This window comes from Streptomyces sp. NPDC052682 (genome assembly GCF_040678435.1).
In the GTDB taxonomy this organism is placed as follows: Bacteria; Actinomycetota; Actinomycetes; order Streptomycetales; family Streptomycetaceae; genus Streptomyces.
Window position 1 is genome coordinate 150,805 of the sequence record NZ_JBFATS010000014.1, and the last position, 24,338, is coordinate 175,142.

Below are 24,338 nucleotides of genomic sequence, written 5' to 3' on the forward strand. Positions count from 1 at the left end.
GGGCACGATTCGTCCGCTGGCCGGCCGGGTTCCGCGTCGGACCGTCTCGCCTCAGACCGGGGCGATTTCCCGCTCCAGGCGGGCCGCGAGACTCAGGTAACGCGCCCGGCGGGTCACCGGGACCAGGCCGCGGATCAGTATCTGCCACATCTCGGCGGTCCTGCGGGGCTGCCGGGTGACCGGTTCGCGGGAGCGTCCCACGATCCGGGTGCCGACGAAGAAGCAGACCAGGGAGTGCGCGACGCCGTCGACATCGATGTCCGGGTTGAGGTCGGCCTCCTTGACCGCGCCGAGGAGCCGGGCCGTGACGATGTCCAGCAGCTCCGTGAAGGGGTGCTGGAGCGGCGGGCGGACCCGTGTGCCGCCGGTGGCGAGCCGGAGCCCGGCGCGCAGCACCGGGTCCTCGACGGACTGGCGCGCGAGGCCGAACGTGAGCCGCATCAGCGCTTCCAGGGACGAGTGGCCCCGGCTGTCGGTCTCCTGCGCCAGCCGGCGGCAGGTCTCGGACTGGATCTCCAGCACGGCCTGGGCCAGGTCTTCCTTCGCCGCGAAGTGGAAGTACAGCGCGCCCTTGGTGACATGGGCGTGCTCGACGATGTCACTGAGACTGGTCGATTCGTAGCCGTACCGGTCGAACAGGTCGGCTGCGGCCGTGATGATCGTCGCGCGGGTCTGTTCGGCGCGTAACTGCCTCGCCATCGACTGGACTCTCCCGGGACGAAAAGGAACGGGTCATGCCGTTTGTTTTTTACCCCGGGTACACGATAACCCACCATGCGACGGCTTCTCCCCCACCAGAACACCGCTAGCGCGGGAGCACTTCCGGCACAACTACCCAAAACGCCGAATGAAAACGGCACGTCCGGTATGCAACTGGGGGGCGGTGTGGGCAAGAACACGGCGGGCCGGCCGGTGCCCCATCCGCACCCGCCGGCCCGCCTGCTTGTGTGGCCGCTGTCAGACCCTCATGTCACGGCGCCCTGTCAGAACGTCAGCTTCCAGCCGTTGAGCGTGCCGGTGTCCTGTGCCGCCGTGTCCTGCACGCGCAGCTTCCAGGTGCCGTTGGCGACCTCGCTGGAGGCGTTCACCGTGTAGGTGGTGTTCACGTTGTCCGCCGAGTCCGAGGAGCTGGCGGACTTCAGGCGGTACGCCGTACCGTCCGGCGCGATCAGGTCGATGACCAGGTCACCGCGGTAGGTGTGGGTGATGTCCACACCGACCTGGAGGGCGGAGGGCGCGTTGCCGCTGCGGCCGCTGACGGTGATCGGGGACTCGACCGCCGAGCCGTTGTCGGGGATGGCGACGGCGGTGGTGCTGGTGAACGTGGTTCCGGTGCCGGTACCGCCCTTGACCGCCTGGACGGTCTTGGCGGCGTCCGCGAGGCCGGCGCCGCAGCCGCCGGAGCAGGAGCCCGGCAGCGGACGGGCGTTGGTCTTGATGGCCGACTCGATCTGCGCCGGGGTGAGGGCGGAGTTGGCCGACTTCATCAGCGCGACCAGGCCCGCGATGTGCGGGGTGGCCATGCTGGTGCCCTGGTAGTACGCGTAGCTCTCGGTGGAGGGCGTCTTCGTGCCGGAGTTCAGCGTGGACAGGATGCCGTTGGCGGTGCCGGTGCTGGTCTGGCCGCCGGGGGCGGAGATGTCCACCAGGGAACCGTAGTTGGAGTACGACGCCTTGGCGCCGGTGCGGTTGGTCGCGGCGACCGAGATGACGTTGTTGCAGTTGCCCGGCGAGTGGTTGGCCACGTTGTCGTTGTCGTTGCCCGCGGCCACGACGACCGTGGTCCCGCGGTTCACGGCCGCGTTGATCGCGCTCTGGGTGGCAGAGGTGCAGGCGCCGTCGCCGCCCAGGCTCATGTTGATGACCTTGGCGACGTTGCTGTTGGCCGGGACGCCGGAGACGGTGCCGCCGGAGGCCCAGGTGATGGCGTCGATGATGTCGGAGTCGTAGCCGCCGCACTTGCCGAGGACACGCAGCGGGGAGATCTTCGCGCCGTACGCGATGCCCGCGACGCCCTTGCCGTTGCCGGTGACGGCGGCGATGGTGCCCGCGACGTGGGTGCCGTGCCAGGAGGAGTTGCTGGCGGGGACACCGGCGCCGCAGTCGCCCGCCGCGTACCAGTCGCCCGGGTCGGCCGGGTTGCTGTCGCGGCCGTCGCCGTCGACGGACACGGCCGTGTCGGAGATGAAGTCGTAGCCGGCGACGATGTTCCCGGCGAGGTCGGAGTGCGCCACGTAGCCGGTGTCGATGACGGCGACGGTCACTCCGGAGCCCGTGGACAGGTCCCAGGCGCCCGGCACGCGCATGCCGGCGGTGTCCTCGAACAGGTCCCACTGCTTGGCGTACTCGGTGTCGTTCGGAGTGGCCATCGGCTTGTTGAGGCGGTCCGGTACGACGTAGGCGACCTGCGGGTCGGCCCGGTACTCCGCGACGACGTCGGCGACGTCCGCCTTGGTGACGTTCCCGCCGAGGTCGACGAGGGCGGCGCCGGTGCCGAGGCGGCGCTGGAAGTCGACGTCCTCGCCGGTCTCCTTCGCCTTCGTCTCGGCGTCGGCGGCGGCGGCCTTGTTCGACTTCGCCTCGGCGGCGGAGGACTTGTAGCCGACGATGAGCCGCTCGGCCGCGACGCCGGGGGCGGCCTCGGTCTGGGCGCTGGGGACGGCGGCTTCCCGGCCGGCGGGCTCCTGGGCCACGGCGACCTGCGCGGTGGCGGCGGTGAGCAGGGCCGCGGAGACCGCGGCGACGGATATGAGCGCCCGTCTCGGGGAGTTGGGGGTGTTCGGGGAGGAAGAGGTACGCACGGAATGGCCTTTCGTGCCGTGACTCCGCGCCGTGGGGCAGCGCGGAGGGCGGTCGGTGCGCTTCGTCGTCGAAGCGGAAGAAGCCCACAGGGGGGTGAACGAAAAGCGACAGCGAGGGCCGGCCGGATCAAGAAGCGACCCGTTCGGGGTTACCGGTGGGTCAGCTGTGCTCGAACGATAGGCAAAGGCACGGTCATAGGGGTACAGGGGAAACCCTCGATCCGGCCGGGAACACCCCCTGCGCGCAGGGCGGTTGCCCCCAGGTGGACGGCTTTGCCCCGGCTTGGCTCGCGCTGAACGCGCCGGGGTGGCGGCCCGTACCAGTACGGCAGCACACGTTGTCGCACCGGCCGAGGAGATGCTGACGGATGCCCCGCAGGAGAGCCCACCGCGCCGCCGTGGCGGCCACTTTGGCGACCCCGTTCCTGCTGCCGCTGTGGGCGGTGGGACCGGCCTGGGCGCACGGCGCGCCGACGGACCCGGTGAGCCGGGTGGTGGCCTGTTCCCCCGAGGGCGGCGCCCGGGCCGGCTCGGCCGCGTGCCGGGCGGCCGTGGCGGCCAACGGCGGCCCGTTCACGGCCTGGGACAACCTGCGGGTGGCGGGCGTGAACGGCCGGGACCGGCAGCTGATCCCCGACGGGAAGCTGTGCAGCGGCGGCCTGCCCGCCTACCGCGGTCTGGATCTGCCACGCGCCGACTGGCCGTCGACCCGCCTGAGGCCCGGCGCCGCGCTCACCCTGCGCTACGTCTCGACGATCCCGCACACCGGCACGTTCCGGCTGTACCTGACGAAGCCCGGCTACGACCCGGCGAAGCCGCTGACCTGGTCGGACCTGCCGGACAAGCCCTTCGCCGAGGTCCGTGACCCGGCCCTGACCGACGGCGCCTACCGCGTCCGGGCGACCCTTCCGGCGGACCGCGCCGGGCGCCATGTGCTGTACACGGTCTGGCAGAACAGCAGCACCCCGGACACCTACTACTCCTGCTCGGACGTGGTGTTCCCGGAACAACCGGAGCGGAAGGAGCCGAAGGAGCAGGGCGGCGCGGCCCGTACGTCCGCTCCCGCGTCGGCGTCTCCCACCGGCGAGGCCCGCAGGAGCCCGGCCGGGACGCGCGAGAGCCCTGCCGCGTCACCGGCGGCAGGGCAGGGTTCGCCCGGCAGGCCCGTGGCCCCGCGCGCCCAGGACGACAGCACGCCGGTGGCCTCGGACGCCGGACCCGCGTCGGGCCCGTCCGCGCCGCTGCTGGCGGGCGGCGCCGCCGCGGTGCTGGTGCTCACCGGCGGCGCCGCCCTGGCCGTACGACTGCGGCGGCGCTGAACTACCCGCCTGCGGGCTTCAGTTGACGTAGACGGTCTCGCCGGCGGCGTTCTTCACCGGGGCGTACTTCGCGGTGAAGTAGGCGTTGGCGAAGCACAGCGAGGAGCCCGACACCTTGGTGAACTGCTGGTTGGCGAAGGAGATGCCGTTGTCGGTGTTGTCGGTGGTGCCGGTCAGGCCGTCCGCCCGGTAGACACAGCTGATGGTGCCCAGCAGGGTGCGCAGCTTGACCGTGGACTGGATGACCGAGCCCGCGGCCGGGGTGACACTGACCGTGCCGTCGGAGGACACGGCGGTGCTGTACGGCAGGTTGTCCACGGTGATGCTGCTGACGCCGAGCACACCGACGACGTTGGTGGTGCAGCTCGCGGCGTCGAAGGTGTGGCCGGTCAGCGACTCGGTGGCGGTGCCGGGGGCGGCGGGGTTGTCGGTGACGGCGGCGGTGAACTGCGAGGAGGCACAGGAGATGCCGCTGGTGCCGGTCGCGCTCGAGTAGAAGGTGGCGCGGGAGCCGCTCGCCAGCGAGGCGGTGAGGACGTCCCCGACGGCGACGGGCGTGCCGCCGGCCGCGCCGGTGGTCAGGACCGGGGTGTCGGCGGCGGAGGCGGGGGCGGCCGCCGGGAGCGTGAGGGCGGCGACGGCGGCGGTGAGGGTGAGGAGGGTGCGCGTACGCATGCGGGTGTACCTCTTTCGGAGTGGGGGGTTGATCTTGAGGGAGTGAGGTGTGCTGTTCGGGGATGTGGGGGGTGCTCTTCGGGGCGCGGGTGAGGGATCGGCGGCCGGGCGACGCGTCGTCGTCCGCCGTTGCCGGTCCGTCACGCCTTCTCCGTACGTGACGGACCGGCAACGGCGGGCCGGTGTCCGGCCGGAGACCTGCGAGCCTCCGGCCGGGCCGGGTGGGGGGTGGCTGGGCACACGTCGGGCAGAGCGGTGGTGCCGGACAAGGCAGTGCCCGTGCGAGACGGGCGGTCCGGGAGAACGCGGACGGTGCCGCGGATGGATCCGGCGCCACGGATCCGTCGAAACTGCGAGAGTTGTAGACCTGAGTGACCGTCAGCGTCAAGGTCCCGTCGCAGAGTTGGCATGTCCGTACGGACTTCGGCACGGCCGCGCTCCGCGACGGCTCACGTCCGGCACACCATCACCACTTGCCGTTCACATTTCCCTTGACCCTTGGTGTAACCCCCGGTAACTTCCTGGATGGCTACCTCGGCGTCACGAGAAAGCCCTTGCGACCACCGGGAGCCGCAAGGACACCCGTGTGCCGCCGCCGTCCGCGCCAGGACACCGTGCCACTGGACTCGACCCGCACTTTCTATGCCTGGGAGCAGACATGGCCTCGTCCTCGGACCTCACGCCGCCCGCCACACCCACCCCCGAGACTCCGGGAAGCGGTTCCGCCGCCGGGCCGGAAAGGCGCGGCCGGGTCCGGCTGCGGCGCGCCGCGGTCATGGCGGTGCCGGCCACCGCCGTCGCCGCCGGACTGGCGATCATGACGGCCCAGGGCGCGCTGGGCGTGCAGTTCGCGATCTCCGGCATGCCCTTCACGGTCACCGCGACCGAGCTGAACGGCACCGGGTTCGCGCAGTTCGGCGGCCTCGACCAGATGGCGGAGGGCAGCCCGAACGAGGGGGACACCGGCGGGCAGGTGCTGGTCGTCACCTCCGTGATCAAGAACGCGACGCTCACCAAGCTGTGCCAGAGCGTCGACCTCGGCGGCACCAACCTCGTCATCACGGCGGGCGGCGGCGCGGAGAAGGTCACCGCCAGCGACCTGACCACCGACTCGACGGAACTGACGGGCAACGCGTCGTTCACGAACATCGAGATCGGCAACGACGCCAGCACGCTGGACAAGGCCGGACCGCTCGGCCGCGGCCCGAAGGGCGTGTTCAGCCAGCAGTCGGACACCGTGCGCATCGCCAATCTGCGGCAGACCAACTACGCCACCACCGCAGGGGTGTTCAAGCTGCCGGGCCTGAAGCTGCGCTTCAGCGACTCGGGGTGCTGATGCCGGCCGGTGCACGCCGGGCCTTCCGCGACTGGCGGGCCCGGCGGCCGTTCTGGGGCGGGCTGCTGCTCACCCTGGGCGGTGCTGAGATCCTGCTCACCCAGAAGGCGTCCCTGAAGGTGATCCTGCACGTCGGCATGCAGGGCCTGGCGGGCTATCTGCTGCCGGCCCTGATGGTGCTGCTGGGCCTGCTGATCCTCTTCAACCCGGCCCAGCGCCTGTTCTACTCGCTCACCGGCGTCCTGCTGTCGCTGGGCTCCTGGCTCACGTCCAACCTGGGCGGCTTCTTCATCGGCCTCCTGCTGGGGTGCGTCGGCAGCTGCCTGGCCTTCGGCTGGCTGCCGGACCAGGAGCCACGCCGCAGCCGCCGGCAGCGCAGGAAGGATGCCCGGGCCGCGGCCGCGGCCGGGGCCGACCGGGCGGAGGGGGCCGTACCCCAGTCCGGGTGACGCGGGCCGCCGGTCAACACTCCTGCGGCCGGGCCGACGGCTCGGCGGCCGCCGGGACGCCGGCCGAGGGTGCGGGCGGGGTGGTGGTGGCCGCTGCGCCCTCCTCCTCCCGCAGCGCCTTCGCCTCGCTCTTGAGGATCCGCATCGAGCGGCCCAGCGCGCGGGCCGTGTCCGGCAGTTTCTTCGAGCCGAACAGCACGACCAGCACGATCGCCACGACCAGCAGATGCCAGGGTTCCAGTCCGTTGCGCAGCACCGCGCGCCCTCCCTCTCCAACAGTTGCTATTTTGCGCAACTGTACAACCCGGGGTGGGATCGCCGTGACCGCCGGCTGAGCCACGTCCGGGCCGCCGTGAGGGCCAGGGCGTACACGCCGAGGACGGCCGCCAGCAGGGCGTAGGAGGCGAGGGGCAGCGCCGTCATACCGAGGGCGGCGCCCAACGGGCTCGGCGGCAGCAGCAGGCCTACGGCGGCCAGGGCGACGGCCGCGCAGGCGACCGGGCCGGCCAGGCGGGGGCCGCCGCTGCGCAGGAGCAGCATCACCACCGCCTGGGTGAGCAGGTTCTCGGTGAACCAGGCGGAGTGGAAGACGGCCACGTCGTCGAAGGGGTCGGGCCCGCGCAGGGCGAGCGCCACGACGGCGAAGGTGGCGAGGTCGGCGACGGCGTTGAGCAGCCCGAAGCCCAGCAGGAACCGCAGGAAGGAGCGGGGCCGCAGCACGGCCGGGCCGTGCGGCCCGGCCTCGTTCGCACGGTCGTGGGCGTAGGCGAGCTGAGCGGCGTCGAAGCACAGGTTCTGGGCGAGCACCTGAGCCGGGAGCATCGGCAGGAACGGCAGGAGCAGGCCCGCGCCGAGCATGGCCAGCACGTTGCCCAGGTTGGAGGAGAGGGTGACGCGCAGGTACGAGGCGATGTTGCCGCCGGCGTGCCGCCCGGCCGTGACGGCGTGCCCGAGCGCGGTGAGGTCCTTGTCGGCGAGCACGACGTCGGCGCTCTCCCGTGCCGCGTCGACGGCCGAGCGGGGAGCCGCCCCGACGTCCGCCGCCCGCAGCGCGGCCACGTCGTTGACGCCGTCGCCGAGGAAGCCGACGGTGTGCCCGGCAGCCCGCAGCGCGGCGACGATCCGCGCCTTGTCGTCGGGGGTGCAGCGGGCCACGACGGTGGTACGGGCGAGGAGGCCGGCGAGTGCGTCGCCGGGTGCCGCCCGGGCCGGTTCTCCGGCGGCACGAGCGGCGCCCGCGGCCCCGGCCACCAGACCCGGGCCCGGGACCCCGCGGACCGGGCCGGGCCCCGCACCGGCAGCCCCGACCGGGGGTTCGTCGTACAGGTCGATGCCCAGCTCCCCGGCCCGGCGTACCTCACCCGGATCCATCCCGAGGTCTGTGCAGACGCGGGCGGCCGTGGCGGGGTGGTCGCCGGTGAGGATCTTGACGGTGATGCCCCGTGCCGTCAGGCTGCGCAGGGCCTCGGCGGCCGTGGGGGCGAGGGCGTCGCGGAAGGTGACCAGGCCCCGGAGGTCGAGGCCCCGCGGGTCCGCGGACGGGCGGGGGCCGGCCGGGCGGTCGGCTGTGGCGACGGCGAGGACGCGCAGGCCGGACGCCGCCTCGCGGGCGGCCGAGGCGAGCAGCCGGTCCCGCTCGGCGGGGTCGAGCGCGCAGCGCTCCAGGACGGCTTCTGCCGCGCCGGTGACGATGACGCGGTGCCGGCCGAGGGAGCCGCGGACGACCGCCGTGGCGATCCGCCGTACCGGGTCGAAGGGCACCGCGTGGACGCCGTCGTACTCCTCGCCCACGGCACCGGCCGCCGCCAGCAGCGCCTCGTCGAGGGCGTCCGGCGCGGGCAGTTCGGCGAGCTGGAGCGTCCACCAGGCGCCGACGGCGGCCCAGTGCAGCACCTCCGGGTCGTCCCGCCCGGCCGCGTCGAGGGCGCGGTGGACGACCGGCCGGTCCTGGGTGAGGGTGCCGGTCTTGTCGACGCACAGCACGTCGACCGCGCCCAGGTCGTGCAGGGCGGGCAGCCGTTTGACGATGACGCCGTGCGTCCGGGCGAGGAGGGCCGCGCCGCGGGCCAGGCAGGCGGTGACGATCACCGGGAGCATCTCGGGGGTGAGGCCGACGGCCACGGCGACCGCGAAGGGCAGGGTCTCCAGGCCGCGTCCGCGCAGGGCCGCGTTGGCCATCAGCACCAGCGGCGGCGTGAGCAGCATGAACCGGATGAGGATCCAGGAGATGCCGTGCACGGACCGGTCGAAGGCGCTCGCCCCACGGCCGGCGGGCGGCCGGTGCGCGGCGGCGAACCGGGTCCGCTCCCCCGTGGCCAGAACCACGGCGGTGGCACTGCCGGAAGCCACCTCGCTGCCCTGGAAGCACAGGTCGGGCCGGGCGAAGGGGCCGTCCGGGGCGGCGCCGGGCAGGTCGGTGGCGGCCTTGGCGACCGGGGCGGACTCGCCGGTGAGCGCGGCCTGCCGCACGGTCAGCCCGTGGGAGCGCAGCAGGCGGACGTCCGCGGGGACGAGGTCACCGGGCCCGAGCCGGACGATGTCGCCGGGCACGAGGTCGGAGACCGGCACCTGTCGGGGCTGCGGCGCCTCGTCCCCGGTGGCGCGCCGCAGCACGGTGGCGGTGCCGGCGACCAGCTCGCGCAGGGCGGCCGTGGCGCGGTCGGCCCGGTGCTCCCCGCTGGCGCGCAGCACACAGCTGACCGCCACCAGCGCGAGGATCACCGCGGCGGTTCCCCAGGAGGCGACGGCCGCGGACACCAGGCCGAGGCAGAACAGGACGGCCGTGAAGGGGTCGCGCAGGGCGCGCACGCAGCGCCCGGGCCGGCTGGGCGTACGGCGCCGGGGCAGCGTGTTCTGGCCGGCCGAGGCCAGCCGGGCCTCGGCGTCGGCCTCGAGCAGACCGCGCGGTCCGGAATGCAGCCGCCTCAGCACCTGCAGCGCGGTGCCGTCGGCGGTCTCACAGGCCATGGAGGTGACGCTCCGGGGCGGCCCGGCCGGCCCGGTCGGTGAGCCGGCCCACCAGGAGCCGTACCACCTCGACGACGTCGGGCTCGTCGACGAAGTACACCTGGCGACGCCCCTCGCGGCGCGAACGCACCAGCCCGGCGAGCTTGAGCTTGGTCAGGTGCTGGCTGACCGCGGGCAGCGCCCCGCCGACCCGCTCCGCGAGCCCGGTGACGTCGCTCTCGCCCTGGGCCAGCGCCCACACGATGTGCAGCCGGGCGGGCGAGGCGAGCAGCCCGAAGGCCGCCGCCGCCTCGGCGAGCACGTCGGCGGACGGGTCCTCGAAGCCGTTGCCGGGATCCGTCACCGTCGTCGTCCTCCGTCAAGGTCGGGCCTGTCGTACGAACCGCCCCAGTCTAGGTGGCCGGAGACGTGCGGCAGGCGGGGCCGCCGGCCCGCCGAGAGCGCCCCGGACCGCACGGTCGGTATGAATATCCGCTGGTCAGGTGGCATGTCTCCTGCGGCGTTCGGCAGGCCGGACAGATCATCACGATGCGGCAGCAACACCTCACGTCCTGTGGTCACCGGCTTGACTACCGGTGTCCTCACACGGTTGGCTCCGGGCCAGCGAGAGTCACCCGGTCGGTGCACGTCACGCGGCTCCGCCTGCGCTCTCCCCATGCTCTTGCTCGGCCGCACAGCGAGGTGCCGCAGTCTCATGAACACCCCTCCCCGCTCCTCCAGACCCCGCCGCGGCGCGGCCCTGGCCGCCGTCGTCTGCCTGCTCGTCTCCGGCTGCTCCGCCTTCGGCGCCTCCTCCGGTGAGGGAGGCGACGCGGCACCGGCCGCCGGGGCCGGCGGCCGGATGAGAGTCGCCCTGGTCGCGCACGGCGGGAAGGGCGACGCCTTCTGGGACCTGGTGCGCAAGGGCGCCGAGGCGGCGGCCGCCAAAGACGGTGTCGACCTGACGTTCGCCAGCGACTCCGACGCCGGCGCCCAGGCCCGGCTGGTGCGGGACGCGGTCCGCGAGAGGGTCGACGGCATCGCGGTCACGCTGGCCAAGCCGCAGGCGATGCGCGCCCCGGTCGCCGAGGCGCGGCGGGCCGGCATCCCCGTCGTCGGGCTGAACTCCGGTATCGACGCCTGGAAGCCGGCCGGGCTGCTGGAGTACTTCGGGCAGGACGAGAGCGTCGCCGGGCAGGCCGTCGGCGACAAGCTGAACGGCCTGAAGGCCCAGCACGCCCTGTGCGTCGTCCACGAGCGCGGCAACGTGGCGCTGGAGGCGCGCTGCGCCGGGGTGAAGCGGACCTTCGGCGGCGAGACGGACAACGTCTACGTCGAGGGCACCGACCTGAAGGCCGTGCGGGCCGTGCTGACCGCCCGGCTGCGGCAGGACCCCACCATCGACGAAGTCGTCACCCTGGGCGCCCAGTTCGGGCTGGCCGCCGTCGAGTCCGTCCAGGAGGCGGGCAGCAGGGCGCGGGTGGCCACGTTCGACCTCGACAAGGACGTGGTGGCGGCCGTGCGCGACGGGCGGGTGCAGTTCGCGGTGGACCAGCAGCCCTACCTGCAGGGCTATCTCGCGGTGGACGCGCTGTGGCTGTACCGCACCAACGGCAACGTCAGCGGCGGCGGGGTCGCGCCGGTGCTCACCGGACCGGCGTTCGTGACGAAGGCGAACGTCGCCTCCGTCGCCCGGTTCGCCGCCTCCGGAACCCGCTGAGGTACCTATCCCGTGCGACCGTCGCCAAAGATTCGGTCACGTACGGCCCATAGGTTCACTTGGTGCGGATAACATCCTGCCCACCCCATGTGCCGTACCGGACCCGCGGCCACCCCGTTCCCGTCCCCCGTCCCCTCCCCGCCGCCCCGCTGATCGCCCTAGGACGACGATGTCTCCACGGACACGTGCCCGGCGCCGTCTCGGCTCCATCCGCCTCTCGCTGGTCCTGCTCGCCCTGGTGCCCAGCGTCACCCTCGCCGCCATGTGGGGTGTGACCACGATCCAGATGTTCTCGGAGGGCCTGCGGCTGCGGGACCAGACGGAGCTGAGCCGGTCGACCGGCGCCATGGGCACCGACGCCACGCTCCAACTCCAGCGGGAGCGCAGCCTGTCCGCAGCGTGGCTGGCCTCGCCGAGGGGGTCCCGGGCCGCCCTGGACGCGCAGCGCAGACGGACGGACGCGGCGGTCGCCAAACTGGTCGGGCAGGCGGACGCCATCGAGAAGGCGCCGTCGCGCGTCTCGGACCGGCTGTACTCGGTCCTCGGCGCGGTCGGCAGCCTGGAGTACTACCGCGACCAGGTCGACAGGCCCACCGACATCACAGCCGAGCAGGCGCTCGACCAGTACACGTCGATCATCGACGACCAGATCCACGCCTTCCAGGAGCTGTCCCAGGTCGACGACGGCGACCTCACCTCCGAGGCCGGCCCGCTGGTCGCGCTGGAGCACGCGGCGGAGCTGGTCTCCCGGGAGAACGCCCGGCTCACCCTCGCCTGGCACGCCGGGCACCTCGACGACCGGGCCTGGACCGATTTCTCCGAGCTGGTCAGCACCCGCCGCTGGCTGGTGCAGGACCAGATCCTGCCCGCCCTGCACGGCGGCGCCAAGACACAGACCGAGCGGATCCTGCGCAGCCCGCAGTGGCAGGAGCTGCAGAAGATCGAGGACGAGGTGCTGGCGGCCCGGGCCACGGACCGCGGCGGCGTCATCGCCCTGCCCGACCGGCACCGGCAGTGGGACGCCGCCATCAGCAGGCTCTCGGCGCAGTACGAGGATCTCATCCGGCAGCAGACCGGCGCGCTGCTCGACCGCAGCGCCGACAAGGCGGACAGCCTGCTGATCAAGGCCGGTGCGCTCAGCGCCGCCGGACTGGTCGCCCTGCTGCTGTGCGTCGGCATGTCCTGGCGGATCACCCGCTCGCTGTCCCGGCGGCTGCGCGGCCTGCGGATGGCCACGCTCAGCCTCGCCGAGGAGCGGCTGCCCGACGTGGTGGCCCGGCTGGAGCGCGGCGAGCAGGTGGACGCCGAGTCGGCGACGACCCCGCTGGACTACGGCGACGACGAACTCGGCCAGGTCGCCCAGGCGTTCAACACCGCGCAGCGCACCGCCGTGCTCTCCGCGATCGAACTCGCCGACACCCGCCGCGGCTTCCAGAAGATCATCCTGGGGATCGCCCGGCAGAGCCAGAACCTGGTCAACCTCCAGCTCAGCAAGCTCGACGCGCTGGAGCGCCGGCACACCGACCCCGACGTCCTCAAGGGCCTGTACGAACTGGACTCCACGGCCAGCCAGCTGCGCCGGTACGAGGAGAACCTGGTCATCGTCAGCGGAGAGCGGCCGGGCCGCAGCTGGAGCCGGCCGGTCGCGCTGATCGACATCCTGCGCAGCGCCGTCGGTGAGGTCGCCGAGTACCAGCGGGTGGAGGTGCACACCGAGGAGGAGGTGGCCATCGCCCCTCCCGCGGTGGCCGACGTGATCCATCTGCTGGCCGAGCTCATCGACAACGCGACCGTGTACTCGCCCGCGCCGAGCCCGGTGTGGGTGCGGGCCGTGATGGTCGCCAAGGGGCTGGCCGTCGAGGTCGAGGACCGGGGCCTCGGCATGTCCGAGGAGGACTACGCCTCGCTCAACGGCAGCCTGGCCGAGCCGCCGAAGTTCGACGTGGTCGCGCTCGCCGACGACCTCCGGCTCGGCATGTTCGTCATCTCCCAGCTCGCCCACCGGCACGGCATCGCCGTCACCCTGCGCCCGTCGCCGTACGGCGGCACCACGGCGATCGTGCTCGTCCCGCACGACATCGTGGTCCGGGACGCCCCGGACGCCGACGCGCCCGACCCGCAGGAGGTGAGCGGCGCGGCGGACCGCCGACAGGCGGCGAGCACGCCGGAGTTGCCCCGCGTGCCGTACACGCCGGAGACGGCGAGCGCGGCGGAGACGGGCGGCAGGCCGGACACACGGAACGCAGCGGACAGGCCCGAGTCGGCCGCCGGCGTGCCGTGGGGACGGAAGACGGCGGGCACGCAAGAGGTAACCGGTGCGCCGGACGCACGAAAGAACGCGGGCACGCCCCAGGCGACCGGCGTGCCGGACGCACGGAAGACGGCGAGCACGCACGAGATGACCGGCACGCCGGACGGACAGAAGACGGCGAGCACACCCGAGGCGACCGGCACGCCGGACGCACGGGGGGCTGCGCGAACGCCCGAGTCGACCGGCACACCGGACACCCGGGAGACGGCGAGCCCGCACGAGGCGACCGGCACGCCGGACGCACGGGGGGCGGCGCGAACGCCCGAGTCGACCGGCACACCGGACACCCGGGAGACGGCGAGCCCGCACGAGATGACCGGCACGCCAGACGCGCGACAGACGGCGGGCACGCCCCGGGCTACCGGTGCGCCGGACGCACGGGAGGTGGTGGAGGGCGAGCGCGGTGAGGTCGCCGCAGCACCTCGGCCGGCCGGGCCTGCCCGGGAGTCCCAGTTCCGGGCCCGTGTTCCCGTGAGGGCCGCCGCCGTCGCCGCGCCCGTGCCGCGGACGGACGGGCTCGCCCCGCTGCCCCGCCGCATCCCGCAGACCAGCCTGGCCGCCGAGCTGCGCGAGGAACCCCCGCCCACCCCGGACGACGGCTTCCCCGACGACTTCACCGCCGAGCGCGCCGCCGCCTCCCTCGCCTGCTTCCAGCGCGGCACGCTCCAGGCGCGCGACGACGGCGACCCGCCGCACGGCCCCGGGGAGGCGGCCATCCCACAGCAGGCCGCCGGCCCCGTCGCCCCCTCGACTCCCCCCGCCGACCGCTGACGAAGGAACACCGCCATGACACGCCCCATCCCCGCCACCCACACCCAGCTGGACCAGCTGCTGACCGGACTCGTGGAGCGGGTCGCCGACGTGAACCACGCCGTGGTGCTCTCCGAGGACGGACTGGTCGTCAGCAAGTCCACGGGATTCCTGCGGGACGACGCCGAGCGGCTCGCGGCGACCGCGTCGGGACTGATGAGCCTGAGCAAGGGCGTCAGCATGGACTTCCGGGGCGGCCCGGTGCGCCAGGCGCTCATCGAGATGGCCCACAGCTACCTGATCCTCACCTCGGCCGGTCCCGGCGCCCATCTGGTCGTGCTGACCGGCCCCAACGCGGACGTCGGTGTCGTGGCGTACCAGATGAACATGCTGGTGAAGAAGATCGGCGAGCACCTCAGCGCGGCGCCGCGCGGCACCGTCGGCCCCGGCGCGTGAGGTGAGCGGAGGCGACACGCCGGGCCGGCTGGTCAGACCGTTCACCCTGACCGGTGGCCGGACCCGGCCCAGCCGGGCCGGCTTCACGCTCATCACGACGGTGACCGCGGTGGATCCTCAGCCGGAGGCGGCCGCCCGGCCGCAGCCCGAGCACACCCGGATCCTGCGGCTGTGCGAGCGGCCGATGGCGGTGGCGGAGATCGCCGCGCGCCTGGACCTGCCGGTGAGCGTGGTCGTCATCCTGCTCAGCGACCTGCTGGAGGCGGGCCGGATCACCGCGCACCCGCCGCGCCTGCTCTCCCGTACCACTCCTGACCTGGACCTGCTGCAGAAAGTGAGGGACGGCCTTGGCCGGCTCTGAGCCCGCCGCCGGCGCGCCCGCGGCACCCGACACGGTCAAGATCCTCATAGCCGGCGGTTTCGGAGTCGGCAAGACGACGATGGTCGCCTCGGTCAGCGAGATCGTGCCGCTGCGCACCGAGGAGCCGCTGACCATGGCCAGTCTGGGCGTCGACGATCTGGAGGGCATCGAGCAGAAGCGGGCCACCACGGTGGCGCTGGACTTCGGCCGCATCACGATCAGCGACGACCTGGTGCTGTACCTGTTCGGCACGCCGGGGCAGCAGCGGTTCTGGTTCATGTGGAACGACCTGGCCGTCGGCGCGCTCGGTGCGGTCGTGCTGGTCGACGTACGCCGCCCGGACTCCAGTTTCGCGGCGATCGACTTCTTCGAGCGCCGGGGCATCCCGTTCGTCGTGGGCGTGAACGGCTTCTACGGCGAGCACCCGTATCCGCCCGACGACATACGGGAGGCCCTGGCGCTGCCGGAGGGCGTGCCGGTGCTGCTGTGCGACGCGCGGGAGCGCCAGTCGTGCCGGGACGTGCTGATCGCCCTGATCGACCGGCTGATCGCGTCAGCGGTCACCTCCTGAGGGGCCGGCGGGGTCAGTCGAGGCCGGCGGAGCTCAGCCAGTCCCTGGCCACGTCCAGCGGGTCCTTCTTCTCCAGCTGTACCTGGGCGTCCAGCTTGAGCAGGGTGGCCGTGTCCAACTTGGCCGAGACCGCGTTGAGGGCGTCCACGCCCTTGCTCGGGACCTCGCCCTTGCGGATGAGGGGCTGCACGTTCTGGAAGCCGAAGAGGTTCTGAGGGTCCTTCAGGACGACGAACTTCTCCTTCTGGATGGTGGGGTCGGTGGTGAAGATGTCCGCGACCTGTACGTCGTTCTTGCGCAGGGCCGCCTGGGTGAGCGGGCCGCCCGCGTCGAGCGCCTTGAAGGACTTGAACGTCAGGCCGTACACGGACTTCAGGCCCACCAGGCCCTGGTGCCGGGTCTGGAACTCGGGCGAGGCGCCGATGACCAGCTTCGGGGCGATGTCCTTCAAGTCCCCGATGCCGGAGTCGGCGGTCAGGCCGTACTTCCGGGCGGTGGCCGCGTTGACGGTGACGGAGTCCTTGTCCTGCGCGGCCGAGGGCTCGAGCAGTTCCAGCTTCGGGTCGAGCTTGGCCTCGATGGCGGCCGTGGTCTCCTCGACGCTCTTCGGCTTGGCCTTGGCGTCGAGGTAGGCGAGCAGGGAGCCGTTGTACTCGGGCAGGACGGTGAGGGAGCCGTTCTTCATCAGCCCGTACGTCGTCTCGCGGCTGCCGATGTTGTGCTTGTAGGCGACCTTGACGCCCTTGGCCTTGAGTGCCTCGCCGTAGATGTCGGCGAGCAGGGTGCTCTCGGAGAAGTTGTTGGAGCCGACCACGACGGTGCCGGCCTTCGCCTTCTCACCGGCGAGGGGGTTGTCGGAGGTGCCACCGGAGGAACAGCCCGCGAGCAGCGCCGCCGCGGCGGTGAGCGCGACGGCCGCCGCGCCGGTGTGCCTCGTGGTGGACCAGCTGCTGTGTGCGGTGGAAGTCATCCACTGATCCAAACCAGCCATGTGCCGGTCCGTCAACACCGGCCGTGTGACGTTTCGTTGAAACGTGCGGTGACCGTCACGCGGTGGGCGGGCCCGCGGGACGGCGTCAGCGCCTGCGCACCCCCGGCGACACCGCCAGCCGTCCCACGGCCCAGAACACCGCGAGGGTGGCCAGGGCCAGGACGGCGACCAGGGTGGCGCCGCCGACCACCTTCTCGTAGTCGCGCTGGTACAGGCCGTCGACGATGTACCGGCCGAGGCCGCCGAGGCTGACGTAGGCGGCGATGGTGGCCGTGGAGACGATCTGGATGGCCGCCGAGCGCAGGCCGCTGAGGATCAGCGGCAGCGCCACGGGCAGTTCGACCTGGAACAGGATCCGTGTCTCGGGCAGGCCCATGCCCCGGGCGGCGTCCACCGGCGCGGGGTCGACGGAGCGGACCGCCTCGTAGGTGGTGACCAGGATCGGCGGGACGGCGAGGACGACCAGCGGGATCATCACGGGCAGCAGGCCGAGGCCGAGCAGGACGGCCATCAGCACCAGCAGGCCGAAGCTGGGCAGGGCGCGGGCGGCGGTGGCGAGGAAGGCCAGGGCGTTGCCGCCCCGCCCGGTGTGGCCGGTGAGCAGGCCGACGGGCAGGCCGATCGCGGCGGCGAGGGCCAGGGCCAGCAGCGAGTAGCGCACGTGTTCCAGCAGGCGGGTCGGGATGCCGTCGTAGCCGTGCCAGTGGGCGCTGTCGCTGAAGAAGGCGTGCACGAAGTTCAGGACGTTCACCGGAGCGCCTCCCCCGCGGCGGACTTCGGGCGCCCCCGCGTGCCGCGTGTGCCGCGCGGCATCCACGGGGTCAGCAGCACCCGGAGCAGGACCAGCAGGGCGTCGCACAGGATCGCCAGGACGGCGGTGGTGAGGACGGAGTTCACCGCCAGCTCGGGCCGGTCGTACTTCTGCGCGTCGGCGAGCAGGTTGCCGAGCGCGCCCTGGTTGCCGATGAGCGCGCCGACGCTGACCAGCGAGATGCTCGACACGGTCGCCACCCGCAGCCCGGCGAGGATCGCGGGCACCGCGATCGGCAACTGCACCTGGAGGTAACGCCGTACGGGCCCGAAGCCCATGGCGGTGGCCGCGGCCAGGGTCTCCTGCGGCACCGACCGCACTCCGTCGACGATCGCCGGGACGAGCACCACCAGGCTGTACACGGCCAGCGGGATCATCACGGTGAGCTCGCTCTGGCCGGTGTAGTCGATGAGGACGACGAAGAAGGCCAGGGAGGGGATGGCGTAGAGCACGGTCGTCACCCCGAGCACGGGCGCGTACAGCCAGCGCACCCGTACGCACAGCTGGGCGACCGGTAGCGCCAGCAGCAGCCCGGCCGCCACCGGCAGCAGCGCCTCACGCAGGTGCAGTCCGATCAGTCCGGGGTAGCTGGACTGCAGGTCGCTGGGGATGTCGAAGAAGCCGTTCATCCGGCGACCTCGGCGTCGGCGCGGTGGGCGTCGCGGATGGCCTCGCCGATGGTCTGCTGGGAGACGACGCCGGTGACCCTGCCCTCGGCGTCCACGGCGACGGCCCAGCCGGTGGGCGACAGGACGGCGCAGTCCAGGGCGACGCGCAGCGAGTCGGTGCCGGGCACGAACGGCCGCCCGTACGGCAGGAGCCGCTCCGGCCGGATGTCACCGGCCGTCAGGTCCCGCGGCTCGGCCCAGCCGAGCGGCCTGCCGTCCGCGTCGGTCACGAGGAGCGGGCGGGCGTCGGGGATCCGTTCGGCGGTGGCGTCGACGCGGACCACCGGCTCGGTCGTCAGCTCCAGCCGACCGGACGGGAAGAACGACAGCCGCCGGATGCCGCGGTCGGCACCGAGGAAGTCCTCGACGAAGGCGTCCGCCGGGTCGGACAGCAGCTCGGCGGGCGGCGCGAACTGGGCGAGCGTGCCGCCGGTGCGCAGCACGGCGACCTTGGTGCCGAGCTTGACGGCCTCGTCGATGTCGTGCGTGACGAAGACGATGGTCTTGCCCAACTCGGCCTGCAGCCGCAGCAGTTCGTCCTGGAGTCCCTTGCGCACCACGGGGTCGACGGCGGAGAACGGCTCGTCCATCAGCAGCACCGGCGGGTCGGCGGCCAGCGCCCGCGCCACGCCGACGCGCTGCTGCTGTCCGCCGGAGAGCTGGTAGGGGTAGCGCTCGGCGAGCGCTGCGTCGAGCCCGACCCGCTCCATCAACTCCCGTGCCCGCGCCCGGGCCTTGTGCCTGCCCCAGCCGAGCATGCGGGGCACGGTGGCGATGTTGTCGACGATGGTGCGGTGCGGGAAGAGGCCGGCGTTCTGGATGACGTACCCCATGGACCGGCGCAGCCGGGTGACCGGCTGCCGCTGGATGTCCTCGCCGTCGAGCAGGATCGTTCCCTCGCTGGGTTCGACCATCCGGTTGATCATCCGCAGGATGGTGGTCTTCCCGCATCCCGAGGGTCCGACCAGGACGGTGATCGCGCGGTCGGGGATCTCCAGGGTGAGCCGGTCGACCGCCACCGTGCCGTCCGGGTACCGCTTGGTGACTGATTCCATCCGTATCAAAACGCCGAACGCCCTTCGGGTCTGGCGGACATCGCCCGCCTTGCGGTCACGCTGCGCGCAGGCCGTTGCGGGCCGAGTCTAGACGGCGAGTGGTACGGGTTCCCTGTCGCGTTCCCGGAGCTGCTGTACTGGCTGGACGCCTACAGCGGGCTGTTCCGGCTGGACGCCTCCGGCGCGAGCTGACCGAGGGGCCCGCCGGGCGACGAGCGTGCCGGCCGGGCGTTCGCCGTGAGCTGCGGGGGCGCCACCGGGAAGCCTGCCGTCCGCAGCACCCGCCGCTCGGCGTCCACCGCGAACACCTCGCAGCCCTCCCGCGAGGCGGCCCATCCGACGCCTGCCACGTCCATCGCGAAGGCGGCGGTGGCCGTGGTGTCCGCGACGGTCAGCGAGGACGCCACGACCGTCACGGAGAGCAGGCCGGTGGCCGGACGCCCGGTCCGCCCGTCGAGGATGTGGTCGCCCCGCTCGTAGCGCGCGGAGGTGGCGATCGCCCCGTCGGTGAGCACGGCGACGGCGCACACCTGGCCGGCCTGCTCGGGGTGCCGTACCCCCACGCGCCAGGGCCCGCCGGCCGTGACCACGTCACCGCCGGCGTTGAGCACGAACCGCCTCGCCCCGGCGGCCCTGAGCAGGCCGGCCGCCCGCTGCACGGACCAGCCCTTCACCACGGCGCAGGGATCGAGGCCGCGCCCCGGCAGGCGTACGTCGAAGGCGCCGCCGGTGGCGATCCGGTACTCCTCGCACACGTCGAGGACTTCGCGCAGGTCCGCGCTGACGTCCCGGTACGCCAGCTCGCCCCGGCCGAGCCGGCACACCTCGCTGCCGGAGCGGAACGGGCTGAACCGCGCGTCGACCGCGCGCAGCCAGGCGAAGACCGCGTCCGCGGTCTCCTCGCCGATGTGCGCGTCGTCGACCCGCAGCGACACCGGGAAGCCCATCACATGCTCGACACGGCGCACGTCAGGCGCCTTTCGCGTCGAGGGCCGCCTGGAGGGACGTCCGGTAGCCGTCGCTGGTGACGGTGGCCCCGGAGACCGTGTCGATGTCGGCGCTCTGCGCCTGGAGCGTCTCCCGGACGAGCTGCGGTACGGCGGCCCTGGTCTGCGGGTGGTCGGGTTGGCGCAGCATCCGCACGGAGGCGATCCTGTCGCCGTCGAAGGTGACTTCCACCTGCACCGGACCCTTCTCGGTGTCCACGGTGGGGCCCGCCACCACTCGGCCCGGGCCGTCCGGCGCGGCCGAGGGCGTCGCGGGTGCGGCCGCCTGGCTGGACGCCGTTCCCTGCGACGGCTCGTAGCGGAACACCGGGACCAGACCGGCGACGCTGAGGACCAGGACGGGTATCGCTCGTTTCACGGTGGGTTCCTCGTCTCCGTCACTCGTCCGGGTCAGCCCGCCAGGCTGAAGCGCTCGAAGTGGATCTGCCGCTTGGGCACGCCCAGTTCGCGCAGGGTGCCGAGCACGGCGCGCATCATCGGGGGCGGGCCGCACAGGAAGACGTCCCGGCCGGCGATGTCCGGCACGAGCCGGGCGAGTTCGGCCGGGGCCAGCTTGTCGGGGACCGGCGGGCCGGTGACCAGGTGCAGCTCGGCGCCCTTGGCGTGGGCGAGCTCGCGCAGCTCGTCGTGGAGGACGGCGTCGCGTTCGGTGGCGACGCGGTGGAGCACGACGGCGTGCCCGTGCAGTTCCTCCAGCAGGGCCCGGATGGGGGTGACGCCCACGCCGCCGGCAATGAGCAGGGCGTCGGGGCGGGTGCGGTGCAGGGCGGTGAAGGCGCCGTAGGGGCCCTCCGCGAAGACCCGTGTGCCCACCTTCAGGTGCCGCAGGGCCGCGCTGCCGTCGCCGGCCGCCTTGGCGGTGAGGCGGAGCGTTCGGCCGTCGGGGGCGGCGGACAGCGAGAAGGGGTTGGCCTGCCACCAGCGGTCCCGGGTCAGGAACCGCCACAGGAAGAACTGTCCGGCCCGGGCGGGCAGCCGGTCCAGGTCGCGGCCGGTGATGTGGACGGAGACGACGTGGTCGTTCTCCGGGACGACCGCCACCACCCGGAACCGGTGACGCCAGTTCCGCCACAGCGGCAGCACCAGCCGCCCGGCGGCCAGCGCGGTCAGCGCCGCGCCCCACAGCGTGTACCAGTACGCGGTGGCGGCGGGCGACGCGGTGAACGTGGACCCGACCGCGACCTGGTGGGTGAAGGCCAGCACCACGGCGACGTAGGTGTACAGGTGGATGAAGTGCCATGTCTCGTACGCCAGTCTGCGCCGGGCCCAGCGGGCCGAGACCGCGCCGACGGTGAAGACCAGCACCGTGGCCACGACCGCCCGGAGGACGCCCTCGGTGGTCTCGGCGAGGTCGACCAGCTGGTGCACCGGGTCCGTGGACGTCAGCCGCGCGTAGCCGAGCGTGATGAACACCGCGTGCCCGAGCAGGGTCCACACCAGGCCGAAGCCGACCAGGCGGTGCCAGGAGGTGAGCCGGTCCATGCCGATCCGGCGGTCCAGCCAGGGCAGCCGGGCCACCAGCACCAGCTGGAACGCCATGAGCAGCGCGCCGTACAGGCCGGTGAGGCGGCCGAGCAGCACCAGGGCGTTGGAGCTCGCCCCGGCCTGGGTGAAGAAGACGGCCACGGCGACGGCGTTCGCGGCCAGGACGGCGTACAGGCCGGTGCGGGCCACCGCCCTGGGGCGTCGTCTCGCCGTGGGGGGTGCGGGGGGCGATTGGACAGCTGTCACAGCCGGCTGCTCCCTTGATCGGGTCCTGGGACTTTGAGCTTGGCCCCGGGGACCTGTCGAACAGCTATCGGTCAACTTTCAAGTTTTTATCGATCGCCGGGAGGAGGGCCGCGGGCCTGCGGTGTCCGGGCCGGCGTGCCGCAGTATGGGCGGGTGGAAAAAGTACGACTCCTCGTCGTGGACGACGACCCGCCGATCGCCGACCTGGTGGCGACGGTCGCCCGCTACGAGGGCTGGGAGGCGGTCACCGCGCACTCCGGTGAGCAGGCGCTGCGCCGCGCCGCCGAGTTCCAGCCGGACATCGTGGTGCTCGACCTGATGCTGCCCGGCCTCGACGGCTTCGGCGTGCTGGACCGGCTGCGGCGCTCGGGGACGATGGTGCCGGTGGTGTTCCTCACCGCCCGGGACGCCGTCGCCGACCGGGTGGCGGGACTGACCCGGGGCGGGGACGACTACCTGGTCAAGCCGTTCGCGGTGGAGGAGCTGATGGCGCGGCTGCGGACCGTGCTGCGGCGCAGCGCCGGGCCAGGTTTCCCGCGCTCGGTGCTGCGGGTCGGGGACCTGACGATGGACGAGGACACCCGCGAGGTGCGCCGCGGCGAGCGGCTGCTCACCCTCACGCCGACCGAGTACGAGGTGCTGCGCTACCTGATGCGCAAGTCGCCGGCCGTGCTCACCAAGGCGCAGATCCTCGACCACGTGTGGGAGTACGGCTTCGGCGGCCGCTCCAACGTCGTCGAGCTGGTCATCAGCCGGCTGCGCCGCAAGCTCGACGACACGGGGGAACCGCTCATCCACACCGTGCGCGGCTTCGGGTACGTCGTCCGGCAGGCCGCCGGGTGACCGGGCGGCTGCGCGCGGCGTACCGGCGCCTCAGGCTCGGCACCCGGCTCGCGCTGGGCCTCGGGGCGCTGGCGCTGGTGGTGTTCGCGGTGGTCGGCACGGCCCTGACCACGTACATGCGGGACTACCTGTCGGCGCAGCTCGACACCCAGCTGGCGCAGGCCCAGATCGCCCAGTCCAAGAGCATCGCGGACTACGGCACGCTCACCGGCAAGAAGTACTACAGCTGGTTCTACGCGGTGTACGACGTGTCGGACGGCACGCCCGAGCTGCGCCGGCCCGAGGACCCCGCCGACCTGCCGCAGGACGTCGACGACTTCACCGCCCTGGCCCGGGCCCAGACCACCGCGCACACGGAGCTGCTGCGCACCGCGCACCTCAGGGGCGCGGGCGCCTACCGGCTGCGTGCCTGTGAGGTCGAGCCCGGTGTGGTGCTGGTGAGCGCCGCGCCCCTGGACGACATCCAGGACACCGTCAGCCAGCTGATCACGATCCAGGTGGTGACGTTCGTGCTGGCGCTGCTGGCCCTGGTGATCGTCGGCCGCAGGATGCTGCGGCGCGGTCTGCAGCCGCTCAGCGACATGGCGCACACCGCGCACGGCATCGCCTCCCACGACCTGACCGAGTCGGCGGCCCGGCTGCCGCTGCGCGCCGACGGCCCGGGCGGCGGCCCGGAGGTGGAGGAACTGCGCACGGCCTTCAACACGATGCTGGAGCACATCGATGCGTCCCTGGCGGTGCGCGCTCGGGCCGAGCAGCGGCTGCGCCGTTTCGTCGCGGACGCCTCACACGAGCTGCGCACGCCGCTGATGTCGGTGCGGGGGTACGCGGACCTGTTCCAGTACGCCGCCGCCAACGCCCCCGAGGAGCGGGACCGGCATCTGGCCCGGCTGCGGGCGGAGGCCGCCCGGATGGGTGTCCTCCTGGACGACCTGCTGCTGCTCGCCCGGCTGGACGCGGCGGAGGCCGAGGCGCCGCTGCGGCCGTCGGACACGGACCTGACGGACCTGGTGCAGCAGGCCGCCGACGCCTTCCGCGCCGCCCACCCGGACCGGCCGCTGACGGTGCGCGCCGGCTCCGGGCCGCTGCGGCTGCACCTGGACGCGCAGCGCATCCGGCAGGTCCTGGACAACCTCCTCACCAACGCCGCCGTGCACACCCCGCCCGGCACGCAGGTCCGTGTCGAGGTCGCCGTCCGGGCCGGTACGGCCCTGGTGCGGGTGGCGGACTCGGGCCCCGGCATTCCGCCCGAGGACCAGGAGCGGGTCTTCGACCGTTTCTACCGCGTCGACAAGGCCCGCAGCCGGGACCGCGGCGGCAGCGGCCTGGGCCTGGCGGTCGCCCGGTCTTTGGTGCGGGCCCACGGTGGCACGCTCGAGGTGGCCAGCCGCCCGGGGGCGACGGTGTTCACGGTGGCGCTGCCGGTGGACGAGGCCGGTCCCGGCGAGGCTCCGGCCGCCGCCGAGCGGGCCGAGCCCGCGGCACTCCCGTCGCCGGCGCCGCCCTCACCGGGTGCTCCGGTGCGCTGAACAGCCGT

At 73.1% G+C, this 24,338-nt stretch carries 23 protein-coding genes; 10 read left to right on the plus strand and 13 right to left on the minus strand.

Annotated elements, in window-relative coordinates:
• Positions 1-51: 51 nt before the first annotated feature.
• Together AB0K80_RS22990 and AB0K80_RS22995 are read right to left on the minus strand one after the other, a co-directional pair.
• On the minus strand, positions 52-699 hold the full coding sequence (locus AB0K80_RS22990) for a ScbR family autoregulator-binding transcription factor (RefSeq protein ID WP_365672466.1): 648 nt from the start codon (positions 697-699) through the stop codon (positions 52-54).
• A 284-nt stretch (positions 700-983) separates the two neighbouring features.
• Complete coding sequence (locus AB0K80_RS22995) at positions 984-2,801, minus strand: S8 family serine peptidase (protein WP_365672468.1); 1,818 nt, start codon at positions 2,799-2,801, stop codon at positions 984-986.
• 368 nt (positions 2,802-3,169) lie between these two features.
• Between AB0K80_RS22995 and AB0K80_RS23000 the strand changes: the two genes are divergently transcribed.
• Positions 3,170-4,120: a lytic polysaccharide monooxygenase gene (locus AB0K80_RS23000; protein ID WP_365672470.1), complete on the plus strand. Its 951-nt coding sequence runs from the start codon at positions 3,170-3,172 to the stop codon at positions 4,118-4,120.
• 18 nt (positions 4,121-4,138) lie between these two features.
• Here the strand turns inward: AB0K80_RS23000 and AB0K80_RS23005 are convergent, their stop codons facing one another.
• Positions 4,139-4,795 (minus strand): Tat pathway signal sequence domain protein, encoded by a 657-nt coding sequence (locus AB0K80_RS23005; RefSeq protein ID WP_365672472.1) that lies wholly within the window; start codon positions 4,793-4,795, stop codon positions 4,139-4,141.
• Positions 4,796-5,453: 658 nt separating this feature from the next.
• Here AB0K80_RS23005 and AB0K80_RS23010 point away from each other — a divergent pair.
• Both AB0K80_RS23010 and AB0K80_RS23015 read left to right on the plus strand, forming a co-directional pair.
• On the plus strand, positions 5,454-6,131 hold the full coding sequence (locus tag AB0K80_RS23010; protein WP_365672474.1) for a DUF6230 family protein: 678 nt from the start codon (positions 5,454-5,456) through the stop codon (positions 6,129-6,131).
• Positions 6,131-6,580 (plus strand): DUF6114 domain-containing protein, encoded by a 450-nt coding sequence (locus tag AB0K80_RS23015; protein WP_365672475.1) that lies wholly within the window; start codon positions 6,131-6,133, stop codon positions 6,578-6,580. The genes AB0K80_RS23010 and AB0K80_RS23015 overlap by 1 nt, the downstream gene beginning before the upstream one ends.
• A 13-nt stretch (positions 6,581-6,593) precedes the next feature.
• Here the strand turns inward: AB0K80_RS23015 and tatA are convergent, their stop codons facing one another.
• Genes tatA through AB0K80_RS23030 form a run of 3 tightly spaced genes read right to left on the minus strand, consistent with a single transcriptional unit; the run spans position 6,594 to position 9,890 of the window.
• Positions 6,594-6,836 (minus strand): Sec-independent protein translocase subunit TatA, encoded by a 243-nt coding sequence (tatA, locus tag AB0K80_RS23020; protein WP_365672476.1) that lies wholly within the window; start codon positions 6,834-6,836, stop codon positions 6,594-6,596.
• A 26-nt stretch (positions 6,837-6,862) separates the two neighbouring features.
• Positions 6,863-9,547, minus strand: coding sequence for an HAD-IC family P-type ATPase (locus AB0K80_RS23025; RefSeq protein ID WP_365672478.1), 2,685 nt, complete (start codon positions 9,545-9,547; stop codon positions 6,863-6,865).
• Positions 9,537-9,890 (minus strand): metalloregulator ArsR/SmtB family transcription factor, encoded by a 354-nt coding sequence (locus AB0K80_RS23030; RefSeq protein ID WP_365672480.1) that lies wholly within the window; start codon positions 9,888-9,890, stop codon positions 9,537-9,539. The genes AB0K80_RS23025 and AB0K80_RS23030 overlap by 11 nt, the downstream gene beginning before the upstream one ends.
• A 351-nt stretch (positions 9,891-10,241) precedes the next feature.
• Here AB0K80_RS23030 and AB0K80_RS23035 point away from each other — a divergent pair, with 351 nt between their 5' ends.
• The 5 genes from AB0K80_RS23035 to AB0K80_RS23055 all read left to right on the plus strand — a co-directional run bounded on the left by AB0K80_RS23035 (position 10,242) and on the right by AB0K80_RS23055 (position 15,695).
• Positions 10,242-11,246, plus strand: a complete 1,005-nt coding sequence (locus AB0K80_RS23035; protein WP_365672482.1) for a substrate-binding domain-containing protein — start codon at positions 10,242-10,244, stop codon at positions 11,244-11,246.
• Between the two features lie 169 nt (positions 11,247-11,415).
• Positions 11,416-14,328, plus strand: a complete 2,913-nt coding sequence (locus tag AB0K80_RS23040; protein WP_365672484.1) for a nitrate- and nitrite sensing domain-containing protein — start codon at positions 11,416-11,418, stop codon at positions 14,326-14,328.
• 15 nt (positions 14,329-14,343) lie between these two features.
• Positions 14,344-14,763, plus strand: coding sequence for a roadblock/LC7 domain-containing protein (locus AB0K80_RS23045; RefSeq protein WP_365672486.1), 420 nt, complete (start codon positions 14,344-14,346; stop codon positions 14,761-14,763).
• A 1-nt stretch (position 14,764) separates the two neighbouring features.
• Entirely contained in the window at positions 14,765-15,124 is a 360-nt protein-coding gene (locus AB0K80_RS23050) for a DUF742 domain-containing protein (protein ID WP_365672488.1), read from the plus strand.
• Positions 15,111-15,695: an ATP/GTP-binding protein gene (locus AB0K80_RS23055; protein ID WP_365672490.1), complete on the plus strand. Its 585-nt coding sequence runs from the start codon at positions 15,111-15,113 to the stop codon at positions 15,693-15,695. Before AB0K80_RS23050 ends, AB0K80_RS23055 begins: the two co-directional genes overlap by 14 nt.
• Before the next feature lie 13 nt (positions 15,696-15,708).
• On the opposite strand, the gene AB0K80_RS23060 is transcribed toward AB0K80_RS23055, so the two are convergent.
• The 7 genes from AB0K80_RS23060 to AB0K80_RS23090 form a co-directional block, all read right to left on the minus strand.
• Positions 15,709-16,665 carry an ABC transporter substrate-binding protein gene (locus tag AB0K80_RS23060; protein ID WP_365672492.1) on the minus strand — a complete coding sequence of 319 codons (957 nt, stop codon included), beginning with the start codon at positions 16,663-16,665 and terminating at the stop codon, positions 15,709-15,711.
• 106 nt (positions 16,666-16,771) lie between these two features.
• Positions 16,772-17,437 carry an ABC transporter permease gene (locus tag AB0K80_RS23065; protein WP_365672494.1) on the minus strand — a complete coding sequence of 222 codons (666 nt, stop codon included), beginning with the start codon at positions 17,435-17,437 and terminating at the stop codon, positions 16,772-16,774.
• The gene (locus AB0K80_RS23070; RefSeq protein WP_365672496.1) at positions 17,434-18,126 is read right to left on the minus strand and encodes an ABC transporter permease subunit; all 693 of its coding nucleotides are present in this window, start codon (positions 18,124-18,126) and stop codon (positions 17,434-17,436) included. Before AB0K80_RS23070 ends, AB0K80_RS23065 begins: the two co-directional genes overlap by 4 nt.
• The gene (locus AB0K80_RS23075; protein ID WP_365672498.1) at positions 18,123-19,229 is read right to left on the minus strand and encodes an ABC transporter ATP-binding protein; all 1,107 of its coding nucleotides are present in this window, start codon (positions 19,227-19,229) and stop codon (positions 18,123-18,125) included. Before AB0K80_RS23075 ends, AB0K80_RS23070 begins: the two co-directional genes overlap by 4 nt.
• A gap of 140 nt (positions 19,230-19,369) precedes the next feature.
• Positions 19,370-20,188, minus strand: a complete 819-nt coding sequence (locus AB0K80_RS23080; RefSeq protein ID WP_365672500.1) for an FAD:protein FMN transferase — start codon at positions 20,186-20,188, stop codon at positions 19,370-19,372.
• A gap of 1 nt (position 20,189) precedes the next feature.
• Positions 20,190-20,585 (minus strand): FMN-binding protein, encoded by a 396-nt coding sequence (locus AB0K80_RS23085; RefSeq protein ID WP_365672501.1) that lies wholly within the window; start codon positions 20,583-20,585, stop codon positions 20,190-20,192.
• A 32-nt stretch (positions 20,586-20,617) separates the two neighbouring features.
• Positions 20,618-21,958: a ferredoxin reductase family protein gene (locus tag AB0K80_RS23090; RefSeq protein WP_365672503.1), complete on the minus strand. Its 1,341-nt coding sequence runs from the start codon at positions 21,956-21,958 to the stop codon at positions 20,618-20,620.
• A 153-nt stretch (positions 21,959-22,111) separates the two neighbouring features.
• Here AB0K80_RS23090 and AB0K80_RS23095 point away from each other — a divergent pair, with 153 nt between their 5' ends.
• Both AB0K80_RS23095 and AB0K80_RS23100 read left to right on the plus strand, forming a co-directional pair.
• Complete coding sequence (locus AB0K80_RS23095) at positions 22,112-22,801, plus strand: response regulator transcription factor (RefSeq protein WP_365672505.1); 690 nt, start codon at positions 22,112-22,114, stop codon at positions 22,799-22,801.
• On the plus strand, positions 22,798-24,330 hold the full coding sequence (locus AB0K80_RS23100; protein ID WP_365672507.1) for a HAMP domain-containing sensor histidine kinase: 1,533 nt from the start codon (positions 22,798-22,800) through the stop codon (positions 24,328-24,330). The genes AB0K80_RS23095 and AB0K80_RS23100 overlap by 4 nt, the downstream gene beginning before the upstream one ends.
• Positions 24,331-24,338 lie beyond the last annotated feature (8 nt).